Annotated in this window: 20 protein-coding genes; 10 read left to right on the top strand and 10 right to left on the bottom strand. The window is 63.6% G+C overall.

All coding sequences use genetic code 11. The features are described 5' to 3' along the window. Positions 1 to 6 precede the first annotated feature (6 nt). The 4 genes from I9018_RS32275 (at position 7) to cfaB (ending at position 3217) form a co-directional block, all read left to right on the top strand. The gene (locus I9018_RS32275) at positions 7 to 258 is read left to right on the top strand and encodes a hypothetical protein (protein WP_058435465.1); all 252 of its coding nucleotides are present in this window, start codon (positions 7 to 9) and stop codon (positions 256 to 258) included. Positions 259 to 320: 62 nt separating this feature from the next. After that, on the top strand, positions 321 to 1166 hold the full coding sequence (locus I9018_RS32270) for a DUF692 domain-containing protein (protein ID WP_124347047.1): 846 nt from the start codon (positions 321 to 323) through the stop codon (positions 1164 to 1166). Then, positions 1157 to 1945, top strand: coding sequence for a DNA-binding domain-containing protein (locus I9018_RS32265; RefSeq protein WP_241108378.1), 789 nt, complete (start codon positions 1157 to 1159; stop codon positions 1943 to 1945). Before I9018_RS32270 ends, I9018_RS32265 begins: the two co-directional genes overlap by 10 nt. 84 nt (positions 1946 to 2029) lie before the next feature. Next, positions 2030 to 3217 carry a C17 cyclopropane fatty acid synthase CfaB gene (cfaB, locus tag I9018_RS32260; protein ID WP_068578346.1) on the top strand — a complete coding sequence of 396 codons (1188 nt, stop codon included), beginning with the start codon at positions 2030 to 2032 and terminating at the stop codon, positions 3215 to 3217. 9 nt (positions 3218 to 3226) lie between these two features. On the opposite strand, the gene cls is transcribed toward cfaB, so the two are convergent. Beyond that, the gene (cls, locus tag I9018_RS32255) at positions 3227 to 4666 is read right to left on the bottom strand and encodes a cardiolipin synthase (RefSeq protein WP_068578348.1); all 1440 of its coding nucleotides are present in this window, start codon (positions 4664 to 4666) and stop codon (positions 3227 to 3229) included. A gap of 141 nt (positions 4667 to 4807) precedes the next feature. Between cls and I9018_RS32250 the strand changes: the two genes are divergently transcribed. Next, positions 4808 to 5332: a DUF3617 domain-containing protein gene (locus I9018_RS32250; RefSeq protein ID WP_068578350.1), complete on the top strand. Its 525-nt coding sequence runs from the start codon at positions 4808 to 4810 to the stop codon at positions 5330 to 5332. Positions 5333 to 5347: 15 nt separating this feature from the next. On the opposite strand, the gene I9018_RS32245 is transcribed toward I9018_RS32250, so the two are convergent. From I9018_RS32245 to folE2, 7 genes are read right to left on the bottom strand one after another with little or no spacing between them, the layout of a single operon-like run. Beyond that, a complete protein-coding gene (locus I9018_RS32245) occupies positions 5348 to 6682 on the bottom strand; it encodes a dihydroorotase (protein ID WP_241108377.1) in 1335 nt (444 codons plus the stop codon). Between the two features lie 2 nt (positions 6683 to 6684). Further along, entirely contained in the window at positions 6685 to 7245 is a 561-nt protein-coding gene (locus I9018_RS32240) for a carbonate dehydratase (protein WP_068578354.1), read from the bottom strand. After that, positions 7242 to 7679 (bottom strand): phosphoribosyl-AMP cyclohydrolase, encoded by a 438-nt coding sequence (gene hisI, locus I9018_RS32235; RefSeq protein ID WP_068578356.1) that lies wholly within the window; start codon positions 7677 to 7679, stop codon positions 7242 to 7244. The genes I9018_RS32240 and hisI overlap by 4 nt, the downstream gene beginning before the upstream one ends. Then, positions 7676 to 8560 carry a metal ABC transporter substrate-binding protein gene (locus I9018_RS32230; protein ID WP_241108376.1) on the bottom strand — a complete coding sequence of 295 codons (885 nt, stop codon included), beginning with the start codon at positions 8558 to 8560 and terminating at the stop codon, positions 7676 to 7678. The genes hisI and I9018_RS32230 overlap by 4 nt, the downstream gene beginning before the upstream one ends. Before the next feature lie 11 nt (positions 8561 to 8571). Further along, positions 8572 to 9438, bottom strand: coding sequence for a metal ABC transporter permease (locus I9018_RS32225; RefSeq protein ID WP_241108375.1), 867 nt, complete (start codon positions 9436 to 9438; stop codon positions 8572 to 8574). After that, positions 9438 to 10106: an ATP-binding cassette domain-containing protein gene (locus I9018_RS32220; protein ID WP_241108374.1), complete on the bottom strand. Its 669-nt coding sequence runs from the start codon at positions 10104 to 10106 to the stop codon at positions 9438 to 9440. The genes I9018_RS32225 and I9018_RS32220 overlap by 1 nt, the downstream gene beginning before the upstream one ends. Beyond that, positions 10106 to 10999, bottom strand: a complete 894-nt coding sequence (folE2, locus tag I9018_RS32215; protein WP_241108373.1) for a GTP cyclohydrolase FolE2 — start codon at positions 10997 to 10999, stop codon at positions 10106 to 10108. The genes I9018_RS32220 and folE2 overlap by 1 nt, the downstream gene beginning before the upstream one ends. 129 nt (positions 11000 to 11128) lie before the next feature. Between folE2 and I9018_RS32210 the strand changes: the two genes are divergently transcribed. Beyond that, entirely contained in the window at positions 11129 to 12349 is a 1221-nt protein-coding gene (locus tag I9018_RS32210) for an N-acetylmuramoyl-L-alanine amidase (protein WP_241108372.1), read from the top strand. A 7-nt stretch (positions 12350 to 12356) separates the two neighbouring features. Here the strand turns inward: I9018_RS32210 and I9018_RS32205 are convergent, their stop codons facing one another. Continuing rightward, positions 12357 to 12734: a glutamine synthetase gene (locus tag I9018_RS32205; protein ID WP_068578368.1), complete on the bottom strand. Its 378-nt coding sequence runs from the start codon at positions 12732 to 12734 to the stop codon at positions 12357 to 12359. 120 nt (positions 12735 to 12854) lie between these two features. Between I9018_RS32205 and dksA the strand changes: the two genes are divergently transcribed. The 4 genes from dksA (at position 12855) to I9018_RS32185 (ending at position 16343) form a co-directional block, all read left to right on the top strand. Next, positions 12855 to 13259: an RNA polymerase-binding protein DksA gene (gene dksA / locus I9018_RS32200; protein WP_241108371.1), complete on the top strand. Its 405-nt coding sequence runs from the start codon at positions 12855 to 12857 to the stop codon at positions 13257 to 13259. 32 nt (positions 13260 to 13291) lie between these two features. Then, positions 13292 to 14500 carry a zinc metallochaperone GTPase ZigA gene (gene zigA, locus I9018_RS32195; protein WP_241108370.1) on the top strand — a complete coding sequence of 403 codons (1209 nt, stop codon included), beginning with the start codon at positions 13292 to 13294 and terminating at the stop codon, positions 14498 to 14500. Next, complete coding sequence (locus I9018_RS32190; protein ID WP_068578373.1) at positions 14500 to 15198, top strand: DUF1826 domain-containing protein; 699 nt, start codon at positions 14500 to 14502, stop codon at positions 15196 to 15198. Before zigA ends, I9018_RS32190 begins: the two co-directional genes overlap by 1 nt. Positions 15199 to 15380: 182 nt before the next feature. Continuing rightward, the gene (locus I9018_RS32185) at positions 15381 to 16343 is read left to right on the top strand and encodes a CobW family GTP-binding protein (RefSeq protein WP_241108369.1); all 963 of its coding nucleotides are present in this window, start codon (positions 15381 to 15383) and stop codon (positions 16341 to 16343) included. Positions 16344 to 16373: 30 nt separating this feature from the next. Here I9018_RS32185 and I9018_RS32180 read toward each other — a convergent pair whose 3' ends face one another. Beyond that, positions 16374 to 16766, bottom strand: a complete 393-nt coding sequence (locus I9018_RS32180; RefSeq protein WP_068578377.1) for a DUF3301 domain-containing protein — start codon at positions 16764 to 16766, stop codon at positions 16374 to 16376. Positions 16767 to 16838: the final 72 nt, after the last annotated feature.

Below are 16838 nucleotides of genomic sequence, written 5' to 3'. Positions count from 1 at the left end.
TACAAGATGAACATGAAGAAAACCGCTGCCGGCGCTGCCCTGGCTTTCGCTGCCGCCAGCCTGTTTGCCGGTGTCGCCACCCAAGCGACTGCCGCCGATGCCCAGGTGCATTGCTACGGCGTGAACGCCTGCAAGGGCCAGAACGACTGCAAGACCAAGGACCACGCCTGCAAGGGCATGGGGGCCTGCAAAGGCCAGGGGTTCAAGGCCATGACCCAGGCCGCCTGTGAAAAGGCCGGCGGCAAGGTCGGCGAGTAAGCGGCGATCGAGTGTTGCCGTGGCGGGGACGCCCGCTGCGGCCACTTGGCAAGGAGTTGGCGATGTCTGATGTTCCTTCTTGCCTGGGCTACGGCCTGGGTTTGCGCAGTGCCTACTATCAGCAGATTCTCGATGACGAGCCGGCGGTCGACTGGTTCGAGATCATCTCCGAGAACTTCATGGTCCAGGGCGGCAAGGCCCTGTACTACCTCGATGCCATTGCCGAGCGCTATCCCATCGTGATGCACGGGGTGTCGCTGTCCATTGGCGGTCCCCACCCCCTGGACCACGATTACCTGGCACAACTCAAGGCATTGGCCGGGCGAGTGCGTCCGGCCTGGGTTGCCGATCATCTGTGCTGGAGCCGGGGCAACGCCCATCAGTTACACGACCTGCTGCCGTTGCCCTACACCGAGGAAAGCCTGCGCTATGTGGCTGGCCGAGTGTGTGAAGTGCAGCAGGTGCTGGAGCGGCCACTGGTCCTGGAGAATGTCTCCAGCTATGTAAGAAGCGCTGCCGATGAGTTCAGTGAATGGGAGTTCCTGTGTGCCCTGAGCCAGCTCAGTGGCTGTGAGCTGCTGCTGGATGTGAACAACGTCTATGTCAGCTCGCGCAACCATGGTTTCGATCCCTGGCAATTCATCAAGGGACTACCGCCGCAACGGGTACGCCAGCTGCACCTGGCCGGTCACCAGGACTATGGCGACTATGTGATCGATACCCACGATCACCCCGTATGCGATCCGGTTTGGGAGCTGTATCAGCGAACCCTCGAACACCTTGGACCGGTAGCGACGCTGCTGGAGCGTGACGATCACTTTCCGCCCCTGGAACAGTTGCTCGCCGAGCTGGACAAGGCCCGGGAGCTGGGATGCCAGGCCCTGGCCGGGAGACAGCGATGCGCCTGAATGAATGGCAATTGGCATTTGAAGGCTATCTGCTGGGTGAGCAGCCCCTGGCCGATGCTGCCCTGAGCCGGAGCCTGGTGGGCGGGCCGACCCTGGATGTCGAGACCGGGCTGGCGATCTACCACAATGCCTATCGGGCGCGGCTGCAGGAGGTGATGGAGGGCGATTTCCCGAGCATCCGTCGTTGGCTGGGTGAGCAGGGGTTTTCGTCTTTGGTCGCGGCGTATCTACACCACTCGCCGTCGCGGCATTTCAGCCTGCGGTGGCTGGGGCAGGGGTTCGCCGATTTCATCCCGAGGCATGTGGTGTCTGGAGAGGGCCTGCCCCTGGCAGAGTTGGCGCGACTGGAATGGGCCTTCACCCTGGCATTCGATGCTCCCGAGGCCGTGGTGCTGAGCGTGCCGGACTTGGCGGCGCTGGATGCTGCCCAGTGGCCTGAGTTGCAACTGCGCCTGGCTCCTTGTGTGCAATGGTTGCTGTTGCGCTACAACAGCCTGGCCCAATGGCAGGCGGTCAAGGCAGAGGTGGATTTCCCCCCGAGTGCTTTACTTGAACAGGAGCAGGTTTGCCTGGTCTGGCGCTCGCAGCGGGTCTGCCGCTATCGCAGCGTGTCGGCAGGAGAAGCCCAGGCGTTGCAGGGGATGTGCGCAGGGCAGTGGAGTTTCGCGGAACTCTGTGCCGAGCTGGCCGTCACTTATGACGAGGGGGCTCCTTTGCAGGCGGCGTCCTGGCTGAAACAGTGGGCCGAAGACGGCTTGGTGTGGCGCTACGGACCATAGAAAACCGCTATCAAATCGATAGCCTGCTAATTTTCAAGGATGGTCTACCCTCATTCCAGACGTCTGAACAAGGGGGGATTTTTCATGCTTGTGCAACTTCCACCGGCCTTACAGAATCTGCAACTGCCCCTACGCCTGCGGCTCTGGGATGGCCATGAGTTCAACCTCGGGCCCGAGCCCAATGTCACCATCGTGGTCAAGGACCCGCAATTGGTGGCACAGCTCAGCCACCCAAGCCTGGATGCGCTGGGGGGCGCATTCGTCGAGGGCAAGCTGGAGCTCGAGGGCTCCATCAGCGAAGTCATTCGAGTCTGCGACGAGTTGAGCCAGGCCCTGCTGGCCGACGATGAAAGCGACCAGCCCGTGCGCTCGCTGCACGACAAGGCCACCGATGCCGCCGCCATTTCCTATCACTACGACCTGTCCAATGCCTTCTACCAGCTCTGGCTGGATAGCGACATGGCCTATTCCTGTGCCTACTTCGAGACCGGCAGCGAGACCCTGGAGCAAGCCCAGCAGGCCAAGTTCCGCCACCTGTGCCGCAAGCTGCGCCTGCAGCCGGGCGACTACCTGCTGGATGTCGGTTGCGGCTGGGGCGGGCTGGCCCGTTATGCCGCCCGCGAGTTCGGCGCCAAGGTCTTCGGCATCACCCTGAGCAAGGAACAGCTGGCCCTGGGCCGCGAGCGGGTCAAGGCCGAGGGCCTGGAAGACCTGGTGGAACTGCAACTGCTGGACTATCGCGACCTGCCCCAGGATGGCCGCTTCGACAAAGTGGTCAGCGTCGGCATGTTCGAGCACGTGGGCCACGCCAACCTGCCGGAATATTGCCGGACCCTGTTCGGCGCCGTGCGCGAAGGCGGCCTGGTGATGAACCACGGAATCACCGCCAAGCACACCGACGGCCGCCCCGTGGGCCGGGGAGCAGGGGACTTCATCGAGCGTTATGTCTTCCCCAACGGCGAGCTGCCGCACCTGTCGATGATTTCCGCGCATATCAGCGAGGCGGGCTTGGAGATCGTCGATGTGGAAAGCCTGCGCATGCACTATGCCCGCACCCTGGATCACTGGAGCGAACGCCTGGAAGACAATCTGGAGGCCGCGGCCAAGCAGGTGCCGGAGCAGGCGTTGCGGATCTGGCGGGTGTACCTGGCAGGTTGCGCCTATGCATTCGCCAAGGGCTGGATCAACCTGCACCAGATTCTCGCGGTCAAGGCTCATGCCGATGGCAGCCATGAACTGCCCTGGACCCGGGACGACCTCTACAACCCGTAAGGCCTGTCTTCACAGGATCGGAGAAATCAGCCGCGCGACCCGCATGCCCAGTTGTTGCAGGCGGTGGGTCTGGCGGCTTTCTTCCTTGGCCACTTCCCGCGCCCTGGCGAAGTCGGCTTCCAGCATGTCCTGCACCTGGGTGGCGAAGTCATCGTCCACGGTCAGCAACATCACTTCGAAATTCAGGCGGAACGAACGATTGTCCAGGTTGGCGCTGCCGATGGCGCTGATCTCATTGTCGATCAACACCACTTTCTGATGCAGGAAGCCGGGCTGGTAGCGAAATACCCGGACGCCGGCACGTACTGCCTCGAAGGCGTACAGGCTGGACGCGGCATAGACGATGCGATGGTCCGGGCGTGCCGGCAGCAGGATGCGCACATCCACATCGCGCAGCACGGCCAGGCGCAGGGCGGCAAATACGGCTTCGTCGGGAATGAAATACGGGCTGGTGATCCATACCCGTTCAGTGGCGGCGTGGATCGCCTCGACGAAGAACAGCGAGCAGGTCTCGTAGGCATCGGCCGGACCGCTGGCCAGCAACTGGCAGAGCACGCCGCCATCGGGATAGGTGTCCGGCAGGATCAGCGGCGGCAGCTCCCGCGTTGCCCAGTACCAGTCTTCGGCGAAAGACTCCTGCAGGCAGGCCACCACCGGGCCGCCCACTTGCACATGGGTATCGCGCCAGGGCGCCAGGGGCGGCTTCAGGCCCAGGTATTCATCGCCCACGTTGTGCCCGCCCACGAAGCCCAGCACGCCATCCACCACGACGATCTTGCGATGGTTGCGAAAGTTGACCTGGAAGCGGTTGAGCCAGCCGCTGCGGGTGGCGAAGGCATGCACCTGGACTCCGCCGTCGCGCAGGACTTGCACGTAGCTGGCGGGCAGGGAGTGGCTGCCAATGCGATCGAAGAGCAGGTGGATGGCCACGCCTTCCCGGGCCTTTTCCAGCAACAGGCGTTGCAGGCGCCGGCCCAGTTCGTCGTCGTGGATGATGAAGAACTGGATCAGCACTGCTTTGTGGGAGCGGCGGATGGCATTGAAGATCGCCTCGAAGGTGGCATCGCCGTTCACTAGCAGGCGCACCTGGTTATTGGCCAGGCAGGGCATGCGCCCCAGCTTGGGCATGGCCCGCAGCGAAGCGTAGGCCGCGGAGGCGCGGGCGGTGAGCGCTTCCTCGACCCAGGGTCGCCAGTTCTGATCGTTGATCGCCTTGTGCATCTCGACGTTGGCTTGGCGCCGGGCCTGGATATAGGCATCGAAGGTGCTGCGGCCGAACACCAGGTAGGGAATCAGCGTCAGGTAGGGCATGAACATCAGTGACAAGGCCCAGGCAATGGCGCCTTGGGCGGTCCTGACTGTGAGTACTGCATGGATCGCGGCGATCAGGCCAAGAAAGTGCAGTAAGGCGATGAGGTAGCCGAAGGGATGTGGGCCAAAATAATCCATGGGGCAGCCATGCTCCTGAAGATTCGATGCCTGGGTCCAGCTAACAGACCATGTTCCACGACGAAAGTCGCTATTTTATTGTGCATGCAACGCCGTGCCCTGGCCGAAGTCTAACGGCCACTATTGTCTAGGAGTCATTCGATGAAACTTCGTTTAGTGGGTTGGGCCTTGGCGGCGGGGTTGGCGCTGCCGCTGGTTGCACAGGCGCAGATGCTGCAGCCGGGGTTGTGGGAGCTGACCAGCAGCAACATGAAGATCGATGACCAGAACCTGCCGGACCTGTCATTGATCCTCGGCCAATTGCAGCAGCAGATGACTCCACAGCAACGGGCCATGCTGGAGAAACAGGGCGTGACCATGGGCGGCAAGGGCATTCGCGTCTGCCTGACGCCGGACCAGGTGAAGTCCGACACCATCCCGCTGCAGGACCCGCAGTCCGGTTGCCAGCAGCAGGTCACCGAGCGCAGTGGCAACCAGTGGAAGTTTCGCTTCAGCTGTCCCAAGGCCCAAGGCAGTGGGGTGGCGAAGTTCATCAGCGATCGCGAGTTCACCACCAATGTGATCGGTACCTTCAACGCCACCGGCCTGCAGCAGAAAGGCAGCATGGACACTCGCGCAGTCTGGCTTGGCCAGGATTGCGGCACGGTCAAACCCCGCGCCTCTTGAGCCGGGGCAGGGCGGCTAGCGGGTGAAGCGCAGGGGTAGGCCTTGGCAATGCTCGTTCAAGCGTCCCTGGTGCCAGGCCAACTGGCCTGAAACCAGGGTAGTGCTCACGCTATGCCGCCAGCGCCGACCGCTAAAGGGCGTCCAGCCACAACGGGCCAGGATCGGTTGCTCATCCACGGCCTGGCCTTCGGGTTCCGGGCGAATCAACACCAGGTCGGCCCAGTAGCCTTCACGCAAGTAGCCCCGATCGGGGATGGCGAACAGGTCGGCCACCCGGTGGCTGGTCTTCTCCACCAGGGTGGTCAGCGGCAGCACGCCGTCGGCCACCAGTTCCAGCAACGCCGGTAATGCATGTTGCACCAGGGGCAGCCCGGCAGGGGCTCGGGTGTAGGGCAGCTGTTTCTGCGCCCAGGTGTGGGGCGCATGATCGGTGCCGATGACATCCAGGCGTTGGCTGTTCAGGGCCTGGCGCAGGGCGTCGCGGTCGGCCTGGGACTTGATCGCCGGGTTGCACTTGATCAGGTGCCCCAGGTGCGAGTAATCCCGGTCGTCGAACAGCAGGTGGTGCACGCACACTTCGGCGGTGATGCGCTTTTGTGCCAGGGGGCGGTCTTCGAACAGCGCCAGTTCCCGGGCACTGGTCAGGTGCAGCACATGCAGGCGGGTGCCGTGGCGCCTGGCCAGGGCCACGGCCATGGATGAGGAACGGTAGCAGGCCTCGGCATCGCGGATGCGTGGGTGGGCGGCGGCCGGAATCTGCTCGCCATACAACTGCTGCCAGCGTTGCTGGCGAACCTGGATGCTCGGTGTGTGTTCGCAATGGGCCAGGAGAATGGTCGGTACCTGGCTGAACAAGCGGTCCAGCACCTGGGGATCGTCCACCAGCATGTTGCCGGTGGAGGCGCCCATGAATACCTTGACCCCGGCGACTGTGGTGGGGTCGAGGGCAGCGACGGTATCGAGGTTGTCGTTGCTGACCCCGAAGTGAAAGCCGTAGTTGGCCACCGAGTGTTTGGCCGCACGGCGTTGCTTGTCCTCCAGTGCCTCCAGGGTCAGGGTGGCCGGCGAGGTATTGGGCATGTCCATGAAACTGGTGATGCCACCGGCCACCGCTGCCCGCGATTCGCTGTGCAAGCTGCCCTTGTCCGGCGCGCCGGGTTCGCGAAAGTGCACCTGGTCATCGATCATGCCCGGCAGTAGCCACTGGCCCTGGGCGTCGATCTCCAGCTCGGCGCTCAGGTGGTCGAGGCTGCCGATGGTCTCGATGCGACCGTTGTTCACCAGCAGGTCGGCATCCAATTGTTGCCCTTCGTTCACCAGCCGGGCATTGCGGATAAGGATTCGGCCCATGGTCAAAACTCGTTCTGCAGGGCCTTGTAGCCACGGACCAGGTCGACATTGGTGCGCGCCACATCTTCGGAAAACTCCGAGGCGCTGACACTCACCGGAGGAAATTGCCCGAGGTCGGTCTTCGGGCCGATGCGAGTCGTGGACGGTACATAGAAACCCTGGGGCAGGTCGCGCCCATCCACCACCGAGTTGTGCCGCACCACGCTGCCGTCGCCGACCACGCAGTTGAACAGCACGCTGTTGAAGCCGATGAACACTCGGTCACCGACCACGCATGGACCATGGACGATGGAACGGTGGGCAATGGAGGTGTACTGGCCGATGGTTACCGCCGCTCCGGATTTGGAGTGGATCACCACGCCGTCCTGGATATTCGAATTGGCGCCGATGGTGATGGCCTCCATCTGGCCGTCGGCGTTCACTTCGTCGGCGCGGATCACGGCGTAGGGGCCGACGAAGACGTTCTCGCCGATCACCACCTTGCCGCAGATGATGGCGGTCTTGTCGACGTAGGCCGATTCGGCGATGACCGGCAGGTCGCCGGAGGGGTTTTTACGGATCATGGCGCGGGTCCTTCAAGGGGGGAACTGATGACTTCCACCGCGCCATCGCGAATGGCGTTGTAGAAACAGTTGGGGCGCCCGGTATGGCAGGCCGGTCCGCTCTGTTGCACCTGCAACAGCACGGCATCGCCGTCGCAGTCCAGGCGTGCTTCCACCAGGCGCTGGCGATGGCCGGAACTCTCGCCCTTGCGCCACAGGCAATTGCGCGAACGCGACCAGTAGCAGACCTGGCCGCTGGCCAGGGTTTCGGCCAGGGCCTGGCGGTTCATCCAGGCCAGCATCAACACCTCGCCGCTGTCATGTTGCTGGGCAATGGCGGCGATCAGGCCATCGGCGTTCCAGGGCAGGGCGTCGAGCACTGCGGTCAATGGCCAGCGGCTGCCCAGGGGAGCTGTTTCCAGATCCAGCAGCGATAGCGGCGGGTGCTTGATCATGGTCGGCTCAGGGCGTCGTACAGCGTATTGAGGTTGTATTCGAACAGCCCGGTGAAGGTACTGGCCGGGCCGCTGGCCGACAGCGCATCGGAATACAGGGTGCCGCCAATATGCGCACCGCTTTCCTCGGCGATCTGCTTGAGCAGGCGCGCATCCTTGATGTTCTCCATGAACACCGCCTTGACCTTGGCCTTGCGGATCTGGGTGATCAGCGCAGCGACTTCCGCCGCCGAGGGCTCGCGTTCAGTGGACAGTCCCTGGGGGGCCAGGAACTCGATGCCGTAGGCCTGGCCCAGGTAGCCGAAGGCATCGTGGGAGGTGACGATCTTGCGGTTGCCCGCCGGCAGGGCGCCGAGCTTGGCCTTGGCTTCGGCCAGCAAGCGGTAGATGCGCTTGAGGTAGTCCTGGCTGTTGCGTTCGTAGTCGCTGCGATGGGCCGGGTCGGCGGCGACCAGCGCCTTGGTGATGTTGTTCACATACAGTTCGCTGTTGGCCAGGTTGTGCCAGGCGTGAGGGTCGGGGATTTTCTCGCCGTCTTCTTCCAGGCTGCGAGGGATCACGCCACGGCTGGCGGTGATCACGGTGGCCGGGGTAGCGGTGCTGGCGACCAGGCGATCGAGCCAGGGTTCGAAGCCCAGGCCATTCTTGATGATGAGCCGGGCGCCGAGCAGGGCCTTGGCATCGTCCGGCGTGGGTTCATAGGTATGGGCGTCTTCGTCGGCCCCCACCAGGTTGCTGATCCGTACGTGTTCGCCACCGACCTCGCGGGTCATGTCGGCGAGAATGCTGAAGCTGGTGACCACGGCGATTTTGTCCGCCGCCTGGGCACTGGATAACCACAGGGACAGCAGCAGGCTGGACAGCACGAGTAGGGCGCGCATCGACAAGAACCTCACAGGGATGAAGGCAGGGGCGGGCGGTGCAGCAGGCCGTGGACCGGCCCGAACACCACCGACAGCAAGTACAAGCCGCCGGCTATCAGCACGATGGCCGGGCCGCTGGGCAGCGAGTAATGGAACGACAGCAGCAGGCCGAGCCAGACCGACAGGCAGCCCAGGGCCGCGCTGATACCGATCAGGACCGGCAGGCGCCGGCTCCAGAAACGCGCAGCGGCGGCCGGCAGCATCATCAGGCCCACCACCATCAAGGCACCGATGGCCTGGAAGCCGATCACCAGGTTGAGCACCACCAGGGTCAGGAACAACCCATGGGCCAGGGGCCCGAGCCGGCTGACGCTGTGCAGGAATAGCGGATCGAGGGTGTCCAGCAGCAAGGGTCTATAGATCAGGGCCATGGCCAGCAGGCTGACGGCCGAGACGATCAACATGCCGTCCAGGGTCGGTCCGTCCACCGCCAGGGCCGAGCCGAACAGCAGGTGCAGCAAGTCCAGGCGTTTACCGGCCAGGCCCAGGACCAGCACTCCGGCGGCCAGGGAAATCGGGTAGATGGCGGCAATGCTGGCGTCTTCCCGCAGGCCGGTACGACGAGTGATCCAGGCTGCCAATCCGGCCATGCCCAGTCCTGCGCCAAGCCCTCCGAGAGTCAGGGCGGGCAGGCTCAGGCCGGCGAACCAGAAGCCCAGGGCCGCTCCGGGGAGAATGCCGTGGGCCACCGCATCGCCGATCAGGCTCATGCGCCGCAGGATCAGGAACACACCCAAAGGAGCGGTACTGCAGGCCAGCACCAGTCCACCGAGCAAGGCCCGGCGCATGAACATGAATTCGTTGAAGGGGTGCCAGAGATGGGCGGCGAGGTGCATCAGGCCACCTGAGGGCAAATGGGGTGGGCGATCAATTCCTGGCTGGGAGCGAACACGCAACCGCTGTGCTTGAGCAACAGGGCCTGGGCAATATGCTGGCGCACCGCGGGCAGGTCGTGGCAGACCACCACCAGGGTGCGGCCTTGGGCGTGCCAACGGTGCAGGTGTTGCCAAAGCAGAGCTTGGCCGGATTCGTCGAGGGCGGCATGGGGTTCGTCCAGTAACAGCAGTGACGCTTCGGTGAGGGTCAACCGGGCCAGCAGCGCACGTTGCAACTCTCCACCGGACAAGGCCATCAATGGGCGTTTCTGCAGACCTTGCAGATGCCAGTCGGCGAGGACCGCGTGCAGTTTTTGGGATCGGCTGGCGGCGGTTTCACGCTTGCCCCAGAGGCCGGCGATCACCAGTTCCTCCAGGTTGATCGGGAACTGTCGGTCCAGGTGTTGCTGCTGCGGCAGATAGGCCAGGCCTGTGTGTCGTGGCAGGCTGCGCTCGACCTTGCCCGAGAGCGGCTTTTGCAGGCCGGCGATTACTTTTAGCAGGCTGCTTTTACCCGAGCCATTGGCGCCGATGATCGCAGTCAGGCTGCCGTTTGCCAGATGCAGATCCAGCGGTGGAGTCAGCGGCTGGCCCGGAGGTCCCCAGCGCAAGGCGTGGCAGCGCAGCATCAGGCCTCCCAGTTCCAGCGGCTTTCGGCCACGGCATCATGGGCGTGCAGGCTCTCTGCATGCACGACCCGCAAGGCGAAGGCATTGATCCCGGGGGAGCGACGCAGGGCCAGGTTGAGGCGCCGGGCAGCGTCTTCGCAGAACATCAGGTTCTGCCCATTGGCCAGGGCAAAGGCTTGTTCGTCGGCACGTTTTACGGCGGTTTGTACGGCGGTGCCCAGGGCGTTTTCTGCGTCGTCGATCACCGCGATCAGCGGCAATTCATCGACGAAGTTATCCAGGCGCAGACGCAACTGCGCGTTGCTGCGTTGGCTGTGGGGCGTGGCGACGATGCCTTGGGTCGAACCCAGCCAGGCCAGGACATCGGTATGCTGCAAGGTCTTATTGGCGAAGTCATCGACGAATTGTTGCTGGATCAGCTGGCGCGACAGTGCCGCCGAGCAGGGGCAGGTCGAGGAATAAGGTACGTCGATCTTTAGTTCCACGTGGAACATGGCGTTTTTCAGCTGTGCCTCGATGCTCAGCGGATAGCGTTTCCAGCCAGCCAGTGGGCTGATCAGCGCCGGTCGCTTGAGCAATAGATCCAGGTGAATGCGCAGGTAGGCGTGTTGCGCCAGGCCTTCATGGCTATCGAGGAAGCGTTGCAGCACCCGACGCAGCAAGGCCGGGGTGAGGTTCTGCTGCTCCAGCATTTCCAGGGCCAGGTACAGGCGTGACATATGGATGCCCCGGGCTTCGCCATCGTCGAGGCTGACTCCCGCATCGGCCATGGCGGCGGTTCGCTGGCCATCGATCACTACAGGTAAGGCGATGCCACACATGCCGACCCAGTCCAGTGGCAAGGCTTGGCGTGAGGCCTGCGCGGCAATATCCGGCAGAGTCAGCGCGTTCATGAGCAGGTCCGTCGTTGGAAAAGATTAGACATGTTATATTATAACAATAGACGTGATGGAAAGTTTTTCCTCAACGGTCATCCATCCTGCCTCGTGAGTACGGACGCTCCTTTATTTGCGGTAGTCGCCATGCATAGACGTCAATTGCTCAACCTGTTGTTGGCCGGTACGGCCCTGGTGTTCCCCTGGAGTGCCTACGCCACGCAGATCCGCAGTGCGCGGCTGTGGAACTCCGCCGACAAGTTGCGCCTGGTCCTGGATCTTAGCGGCCCGGTGCACTACAAGACCTTCACCCTGAGCGCCCCCGAGCGGCTGATCATCGACCTGAGCGGTGCGCGCCTGAGTGGTGACTTCAGCCAGCTGGCCTTGGCCAATACGGTGATCCGCTCGATCCGTTCCGGGCATTTCGGCCAGGGTGATACCCGGATCGTTCTCGATTTGAACCAGCCGGTGCAGCTCAACAGCTTTCTGTTGCCTCCCCAGGACGGACAGGGCCATCGCCTGGTGCTGGATCTGTCCAGCAGCACCAAAATCGCCCCCAGCATGGCCGCGGCTGCGGCGCCGGCCGCCAAGCCCCAGGCCCAGGCGGATCGGGCCCATCCCAAGCGCGACATCATCGTGGTGGTGGACCCCGGGCATGGTGGCAAGGACCCTGGAGCGGTAGGGGCCAGGGGCGAGCGTGAAAAGGATGTGGTGTTGTCCATTGCCCAACTGCTGGCCAAGCGGCTCAAGCGCGAGAAGGGCTTCGACGTGAAGCTGGTGCGCAACGATGACTTCTTCGTGCCATTGCGCAAGCGTGTGGAGATCGCCCGCAAGCACAAGGCGGACATGTTCATTTCAGTGCATGCCGATGCTGCACCGCGCCTGACCGCTTCCGGGGCCTCGGTGTTCGCCCTGTCCGAAGGCGGGGCGACCTCCGCCACCGCGCGCTTCATGGCCCAGCGGGAGAACGGTGTCGATCTGCTGGGGGCCAGCAGCTTGCTCAATCTCAAGGACAAGGACCCGATGCTCGCGGGGGTGATCCTCGATATGTCGATGAACGCCACCATCGCCGCCAGCCTGCAATTGGGCAGCACCGTGCTGGACAGCCTGTCGGGGATTACCAGCCTGCACCAGAAGCGCGTGGAGCAGGCCGGGTTCGCCGTTCTCAAGTCGCCGGATGTGCCCTCGATCCTGGTGGAGACCGGTTTCATCTCCAACAGCCGCGACAGCCAGCGCCTGGTCACGGCGCGGCACCAGCAGGCGATTGCCGATGGCCTGTTCCAAGGCTTGCAGCGCTACTTCGAGAGGAATCCGCCGGCCAACAGCTACATGGCCTGGCTCCAGGAAACCAGGAACAACCAGGTCTAGGGCGTCCTCAGCAGCCCGTGATGCGGCTGCAAGTGAACTGGCCACGGCTGCCGCCAGAGCTGGAAAAACGATTGCGCGTGGTCCAGCCCACGCGCTGGCTGTAGCCCACCCAGGCCTCGCCGTCGGAGGCCAGGCCGGTGAAGAAGGTCAACTGCCCGTAGCGGCTGTTGGTCTGCGCCCAATAGCGCTTGCCACTCACCTCGAAGCCTCGCAGGTAGGTCGTGCTGCCGGCGGCGGCAACGCTGTAGGCATTGCCCTGTGGATCGACGCAGGCCAGCAGCGTGGCACTGCGGGTGCAGGCCGCCAGGGTACTGGGGAGCGCGGCACAGGCATGGCCGGCAAGCAAGGTCAGGCTGCAGATCAGGGCGGGCAGGATCGGGCGCATGGCAGTTCTCTGGGCAACAGGGGCGCAGCATCGCGCCCTTCGTCATGTCGGGCAAGAGAGGGTTGGCGGATCTGCATTGTTATAATATAACATAAAAGAAAGCCCGATCCGTGACCCGCCATGACTGAACAAGACCTGCTCGCCCAGCCCGATGCGCACTACATGAACGATGCCCAACAGGGTTTCTTCCGCGAGTTGCTGCTGGCCCAGCGCAATGAGCTGCAGGAGCGCATCTGCGGCGAATTCGACCTGCTGCGCCAACAGGAAACCCATAGCGACCTGGCGGATATCGGCAGCGCCGAGGAGCAGCATCAATGGCAACTGCGCCTGCTGGAGCGGGAAAAGAAGCTCCTGGACAAGATCGATGAGGCCCTGGAGCGCCTGGCCCGTGGCGAGTACGGCTGGTGCCGCGACACTGGCGAGCCCATCGGCCTGCGGCGCTTGCTGCTGCGGCCCACCGCCACCTTGTGTATCGAAGCCAAAGAACGCCAAGAGCTGCGCGAACGCCACCAACGGGCGCTTTGAGCCAGCCGCGAACCTGATGAGGATCTACCCCCATGACCGACCGTCTTCCCGTTACCGTGCTGTCCGGCTTTCTTGGCGCGGGCAAAAGTACCCTGCTCAATCATGTGCTGCGCAACCGCGACAACTTGCGGGTGGCGGTGATCGTCAACGACATGAGCGAAATCAACATCGACGGCAGCGAGGTGCAGCGTGATGTCAGCCTCAATCGCGCCGAAGAAAAACTGGTGGAGATGAGCAACGGCTGCATCTGCTGCACCCTGCGCGAAGACCTGCTGGAAGAGGTGGGCAAGCTGGCCCGGGACGGCCGCTTCGACTACCTGTTGATCGAGTCCACCGGTATTTCCGAACCGCTGCCGGTGGCGGAAACCTTCACCTTCCGCGATGAGTCCGGCCAGAGCCTGGCGGACATCGCGCGGCTCGACACCATGGTCACCGTGGTCGACGGCATGAACTTCCTGGTGGATTACCAGGCTGCGCAGAGCCTGGCCTCGCGGGGGGAAACCCTGGGCGAGGAAGACGAGCGCTCGATCACTGACCTGCTGATCGAGCAGGTGGAATTCGCCGATGTGATCCTGGTGAGCAAGATCGACCTGATCAGCAGCCAAGAGCGCCAGGAGCTGCTGGCGATCCTGGCGCGGCTCAACGCCCAGGCGCAAATCATCCCCATGGTCATGGGCCAGGTGCCGCTGGCGAAGATCCTCAATACCGGCCGTTTCGATTTTGAGCGTGCGTCCCAGGCGCCGGGTTGGTTGAAGGAGCTGCGTGGCGAACACGTGCCGGAAACCCAGGAGTACGGTATTGCCTCTACGGCCTACCGGGCCCGGCGGCCGTTTCATCCGCAGCGCTTCTTCGACTTCATCAACCGGCCCTGGAGCAACGGCAAGTTGCTGCGCTCCAAGGGCTTCTTCTGGCTCGCCAGCAAGTACCAGGAGGCGGGCAGCTGGTCCCAGGCCGGTGGCCTGATGCGCCATGGCTTCGCCGGGCGCTGGTGGCGCTTCGTGCCCAAGCAGCACTGGCCCCAGGATGAGGAGAGCACGGCGGCGATCATGCACAACTGGACTCCCGCCACTGGCGATTGCCGCCAGGAGCTGGTGTTCATCGGCCAGAACATCGACTTTGCCCAGCTTCGCGCCGAGCTGGACCAATGCCTGCTGGACGACGCCGAAATGGCCTTGGGGGTCGAGGCCTGGAGCTTGCTGGTTGATCCGTTCGGGCCCTGGCATGACGAGGAAGCGGCCTGATGTTGAACCTGTGCACTCCACTCACACCATTGCCCAGGCGGCCATTGCTCGGGTCGTGGCCGGTCGGTTTCAGGCAGCTGCGCCGTCCGGCCATTGGCGCCACGGCGGCGGTGCTGGCCGAGGTTCTCGAGGATGATGTCAATCTCGGCCTCTGGCAGCGCCAGTTGCCGGCGCATATCGCGGATTTTGGTGAGTTGTTGCTGTCGCTGAACGAGCCCCTGGCCGAGTCCCTGAGCCTGGAATTGCCTGATGAGGACGCCGTGCCGAATCTGCGTGGGTTGGCCTCCGGGTTCAGCGATTTACTGGGTTATGAAGGCTTTATCGCCGATGTTTCCTGGCTAGTCAGTGCTTTTTCCTGCCTGCTGGGTGCCCGGCGCGTGGGCTTGCGCCTGCGGGTACTGGACAAGGCCATGTGCCCGCGTTTTCACGTGGACCACGTACCGATGCGCCTGATCACCACTTATGCCGGTATTGGCAGCCAATGGCTACGCGAAGGTGCGATGGACCGCCAGCAGTTGGGGCGGCCGGAAGCCGAACCTCGGGACCCGGCGCTGATCCAGCAGATCAGCTGTGGTGCTGTCGCGCTGTTCAAGGGCGAGAAGTGGCACGGCAACGAAGGTTTTGGCCTGATCCACCGTTCGCCGCAACCTGCGACGGGGGAGCGGCGCTTGATCCTGACCCTGGACTGGCTGGGCTGATGTAGCCACTGCCGCAGGTGGCGCAAAGGATGACAGGCCTCAGCGCCAGGGCGCTCCCGCGTTCGTGCCGGGCTTACCCGGCCTTTGGTAGCGGCTAGGGAAGAAGGCTACAAGCCAGCGGATTTTCGCCCGGACCAGGAAGCGCGTAGCATCGCTTAACGGCTTCTTTGGACCTCTTTCCCATGCTGCAGGACATCCCCACCCACGTGATTGCCGGCCCCCTGGGCGCCGGCAAGACCAGCCTGATCCGCCATTTGCTGGAGCAGCGTCCGGCCAACGAGCGTTGGGCGATATTGATCAACGAGTTCGGCCAGATCGGCCTGGATGCAGCCTTGCTCAGCCGTGATGACGACGGTATCGCCTTTGGTGAGGTGGCCGGTGGCTGCCTGTGTTGTGTCAGCGGCGCGCCGTTCCAGGTCGGATTGGGGCGTCTGCTGCGCAAGGCACGGCCCGATCGGCTGTTCATCGAACCCTCCGGCTTCGGTCATCCGGTGCAACTGCTCAAGCAGCTGGCGCAGGTGCCCTGGCGAGGTGTGCTGGCGCTGCAGCCTTGCGTGCTGGTGCTCGACGCCCAGGCCCTGGCTGCGGGCCAGCCGTTGCCTGCGGCGCAGTTGGAGGCGCTGCCCGAAGCGGGCCTGCTGGTGCTGAACAAGGATGAACTGCTCAGCGACGGCGATCGGCTGCGGGTGCTGGAGCAGTTGCCGGATCGGCCGCTGTTCTGGACTCGCCACGCAGCGTTGCCGCTGGCCGAACTGCCGGGGCTGAGCGTCACTGCCCAGGTTGCCCTGGAGCCGCCCGAGCTGCCCCACGGCCTGGCACAACTACCGGCGGTGTGGAGCGATCCGGCACAGCCGATCTGTCTCAGCCAGGCCCAGGAAGACGGCTGGAGCATCGGCTGGCGCTGGCATCCGGAGCAACAGTTCGATCTGACCCGGATCGACCACTGGCTACAGAACCTCGACTGGCGCCGGGCCAAGCTGGTGATCCATAGCGCTGAAGGTTGGCGATCGGGTAATGGGCTGGATAACTCGCCGTTCAACTGGTTGCCCAGCGAGTGGCGGCGGGATTCGCGCCTGGAGTTGATCTTCGCAGAGCCTCAGGACGTGGCAGCGCTGCAGGCCAGCCTGGCGCAGTGCCGCCTGTAGCGGCGTGAGCGAGGGTTGTTTAAAAAATGATCAGTTGCGCCACTTGCGGTGCTCTTCGCGCCACTGGCTCAGTTCGATGATTTCGGCGCTGGGTAGTGGCTCCTTGACCTCAAACGGATAGGGCGCCAGCTCGATGTGCGCGCTGTGGGCGCCGAATTGGGTGATGGTCCCGGCATGGCGGGTCTCGCCAGTCACCGTGAACTCGAAATTGTAGATCCGCGCCAGGCGCCGGCGGCCCTTGGCGTCCTTGGCAAAACCGATGCGCTTGAGGGCCACGTTGCCGTCCAGCAGTTCGATATCGAGCCGGGCGCAGTGCTGCTTGACCCGCTCCAACGCCCGCTCGCGCAGGCCGTGGTTGTGCCACAACCAGGCAGCGCCGGTTGCTAGCAACATCAATACAAAGATGTTTCCAAGGGTCAGCATGAAGGTGTGCTCCAACGAAGTGACATCAGCTTAACTGCGACTCCGGTCTGTCGTACAGGCTGCGTTTAGTCG

The organism is Pseudomonas sp. MPFS (assembly GCF_022537035.1).
In the GTDB taxonomy this organism is placed as follows: Bacteria; Pseudomonadota; Gammaproteobacteria; order Pseudomonadales; family Pseudomonadaceae; genus Aquipseudomonas; species Aquipseudomonas sessilinigenes.
Note: the sequence above shows the minus strand (reverse complement) of the source record. Positions and strands in the feature narration are given on the sequence as shown.

Coding starts and splice junctions, on each gene's coding strand:
- I9018_RS32245 (WP_241108377.1), bottom strand. CDS start 6,682: ATGGGCCGAATCCTTATCCGCAATGCCCGGCTGGTGAACGAAGGGCAA.
- zigA (WP_241108370.1), top strand. CDS start 13,292: ATGACCGACCGTCTTCCCGTTACCGTGCTGTCCGGCTTTCTTGGCGCG.
- I9018_RS32250 (WP_068578350.1), top strand. CDS start 4,808: ATGAAACTTCGTTTAGTGGGTTGGGCCTTGGCGGCGGGGTTGGCGCTG.
- I9018_RS32270 (WP_124347047.1), top strand. CDS start 321: ATGTCTGATGTTCCTTCTTGCCTGGGCTACGGCCTGGGTTTGCGCAGT.
- I9018_RS32230 (WP_241108376.1), bottom strand. CDS start 8,560: ATGCGCGCCCTACTCGTGCTGTCCAGCCTGCTGCTGTCCCTGTGGTTA.
- I9018_RS32240 (WP_068578354.1), bottom strand. CDS start 7,245: ATGATCCGTAAAAACCCCTCCGGCGACCTGCCGGTCATCGCCGAATCG.
- I9018_RS32185 (WP_241108369.1), top strand. CDS start 15,381: ATGCTGCAGGACATCCCCACCCACGTGATTGCCGGCCCCCTGGGCGCC.
- I9018_RS32205 (WP_068578368.1), bottom strand. CDS start 12,734: ATGCGCCCGATCCTGCCCGCCCTGATCTGCAGCCTGACCTTGCTTGCC.
- I9018_RS32265 (WP_241108378.1), top strand. CDS start 1,157: ATGCGCCTGAATGAATGGCAATTGGCATTTGAAGGCTATCTGCTGGGT.
- I9018_RS32180 (WP_068578377.1), bottom strand. CDS start 16,766: ATGCTGACCCTTGGAAACATCTTTGTATTGATGTTGCTAGCAACCGGC.
- I9018_RS32190 (WP_068578373.1), top strand. CDS start 14,500: ATGTTGAACCTGTGCACTCCACTCACACCATTGCCCAGGCGGCCATTG.
- cls (WP_068578348.1), bottom strand. CDS start 4,666: ATGGATTATTTTGGCCCACATCCCTTCGGCTACCTCATCGCCTTACTG.
- hisI (WP_068578356.1), bottom strand. CDS start 7,679: ATGATCAAGCACCCGCCGCTATCGCTGCTGGATCTGGAAACAGCTCCC.
- I9018_RS32210 (WP_241108372.1), top strand. CDS start 11,129: ATGCATAGACGTCAATTGCTCAACCTGTTGTTGGCCGGTACGGCCCTG.
- I9018_RS32225 (WP_241108375.1), bottom strand. CDS start 9,438: ATGCACCTCGCCGCCCATCTCTGGCACCCCTTCAACGAATTCATGTTC.
- cfaB (WP_068578346.1), top strand. CDS start 2,030: ATGCTTGTGCAACTTCCACCGGCCTTACAGAATCTGCAACTGCCCCTA.
- dksA (WP_241108371.1), top strand. CDS start 12,855: ATGACTGAACAAGACCTGCTCGCCCAGCCCGATGCGCACTACATGAAC.
- I9018_RS32275 (WP_058435465.1), top strand. CDS start 7: ATGAACATGAAGAAAACCGCTGCCGGCGCTGCCCTGGCTTTCGCTGCC.
- I9018_RS32220 (WP_241108374.1), bottom strand. CDS start 10,106: ATGCTGCGCTGCCACGCCTTGCGCTGGGGACCTCCGGGCCAGCCGCTG.
- folE2 (WP_241108373.1), bottom strand. CDS start 10,999: ATGAACGCGCTGACTCTGCCGGATATTGCCGCGCAGGCCTCACGCCAA.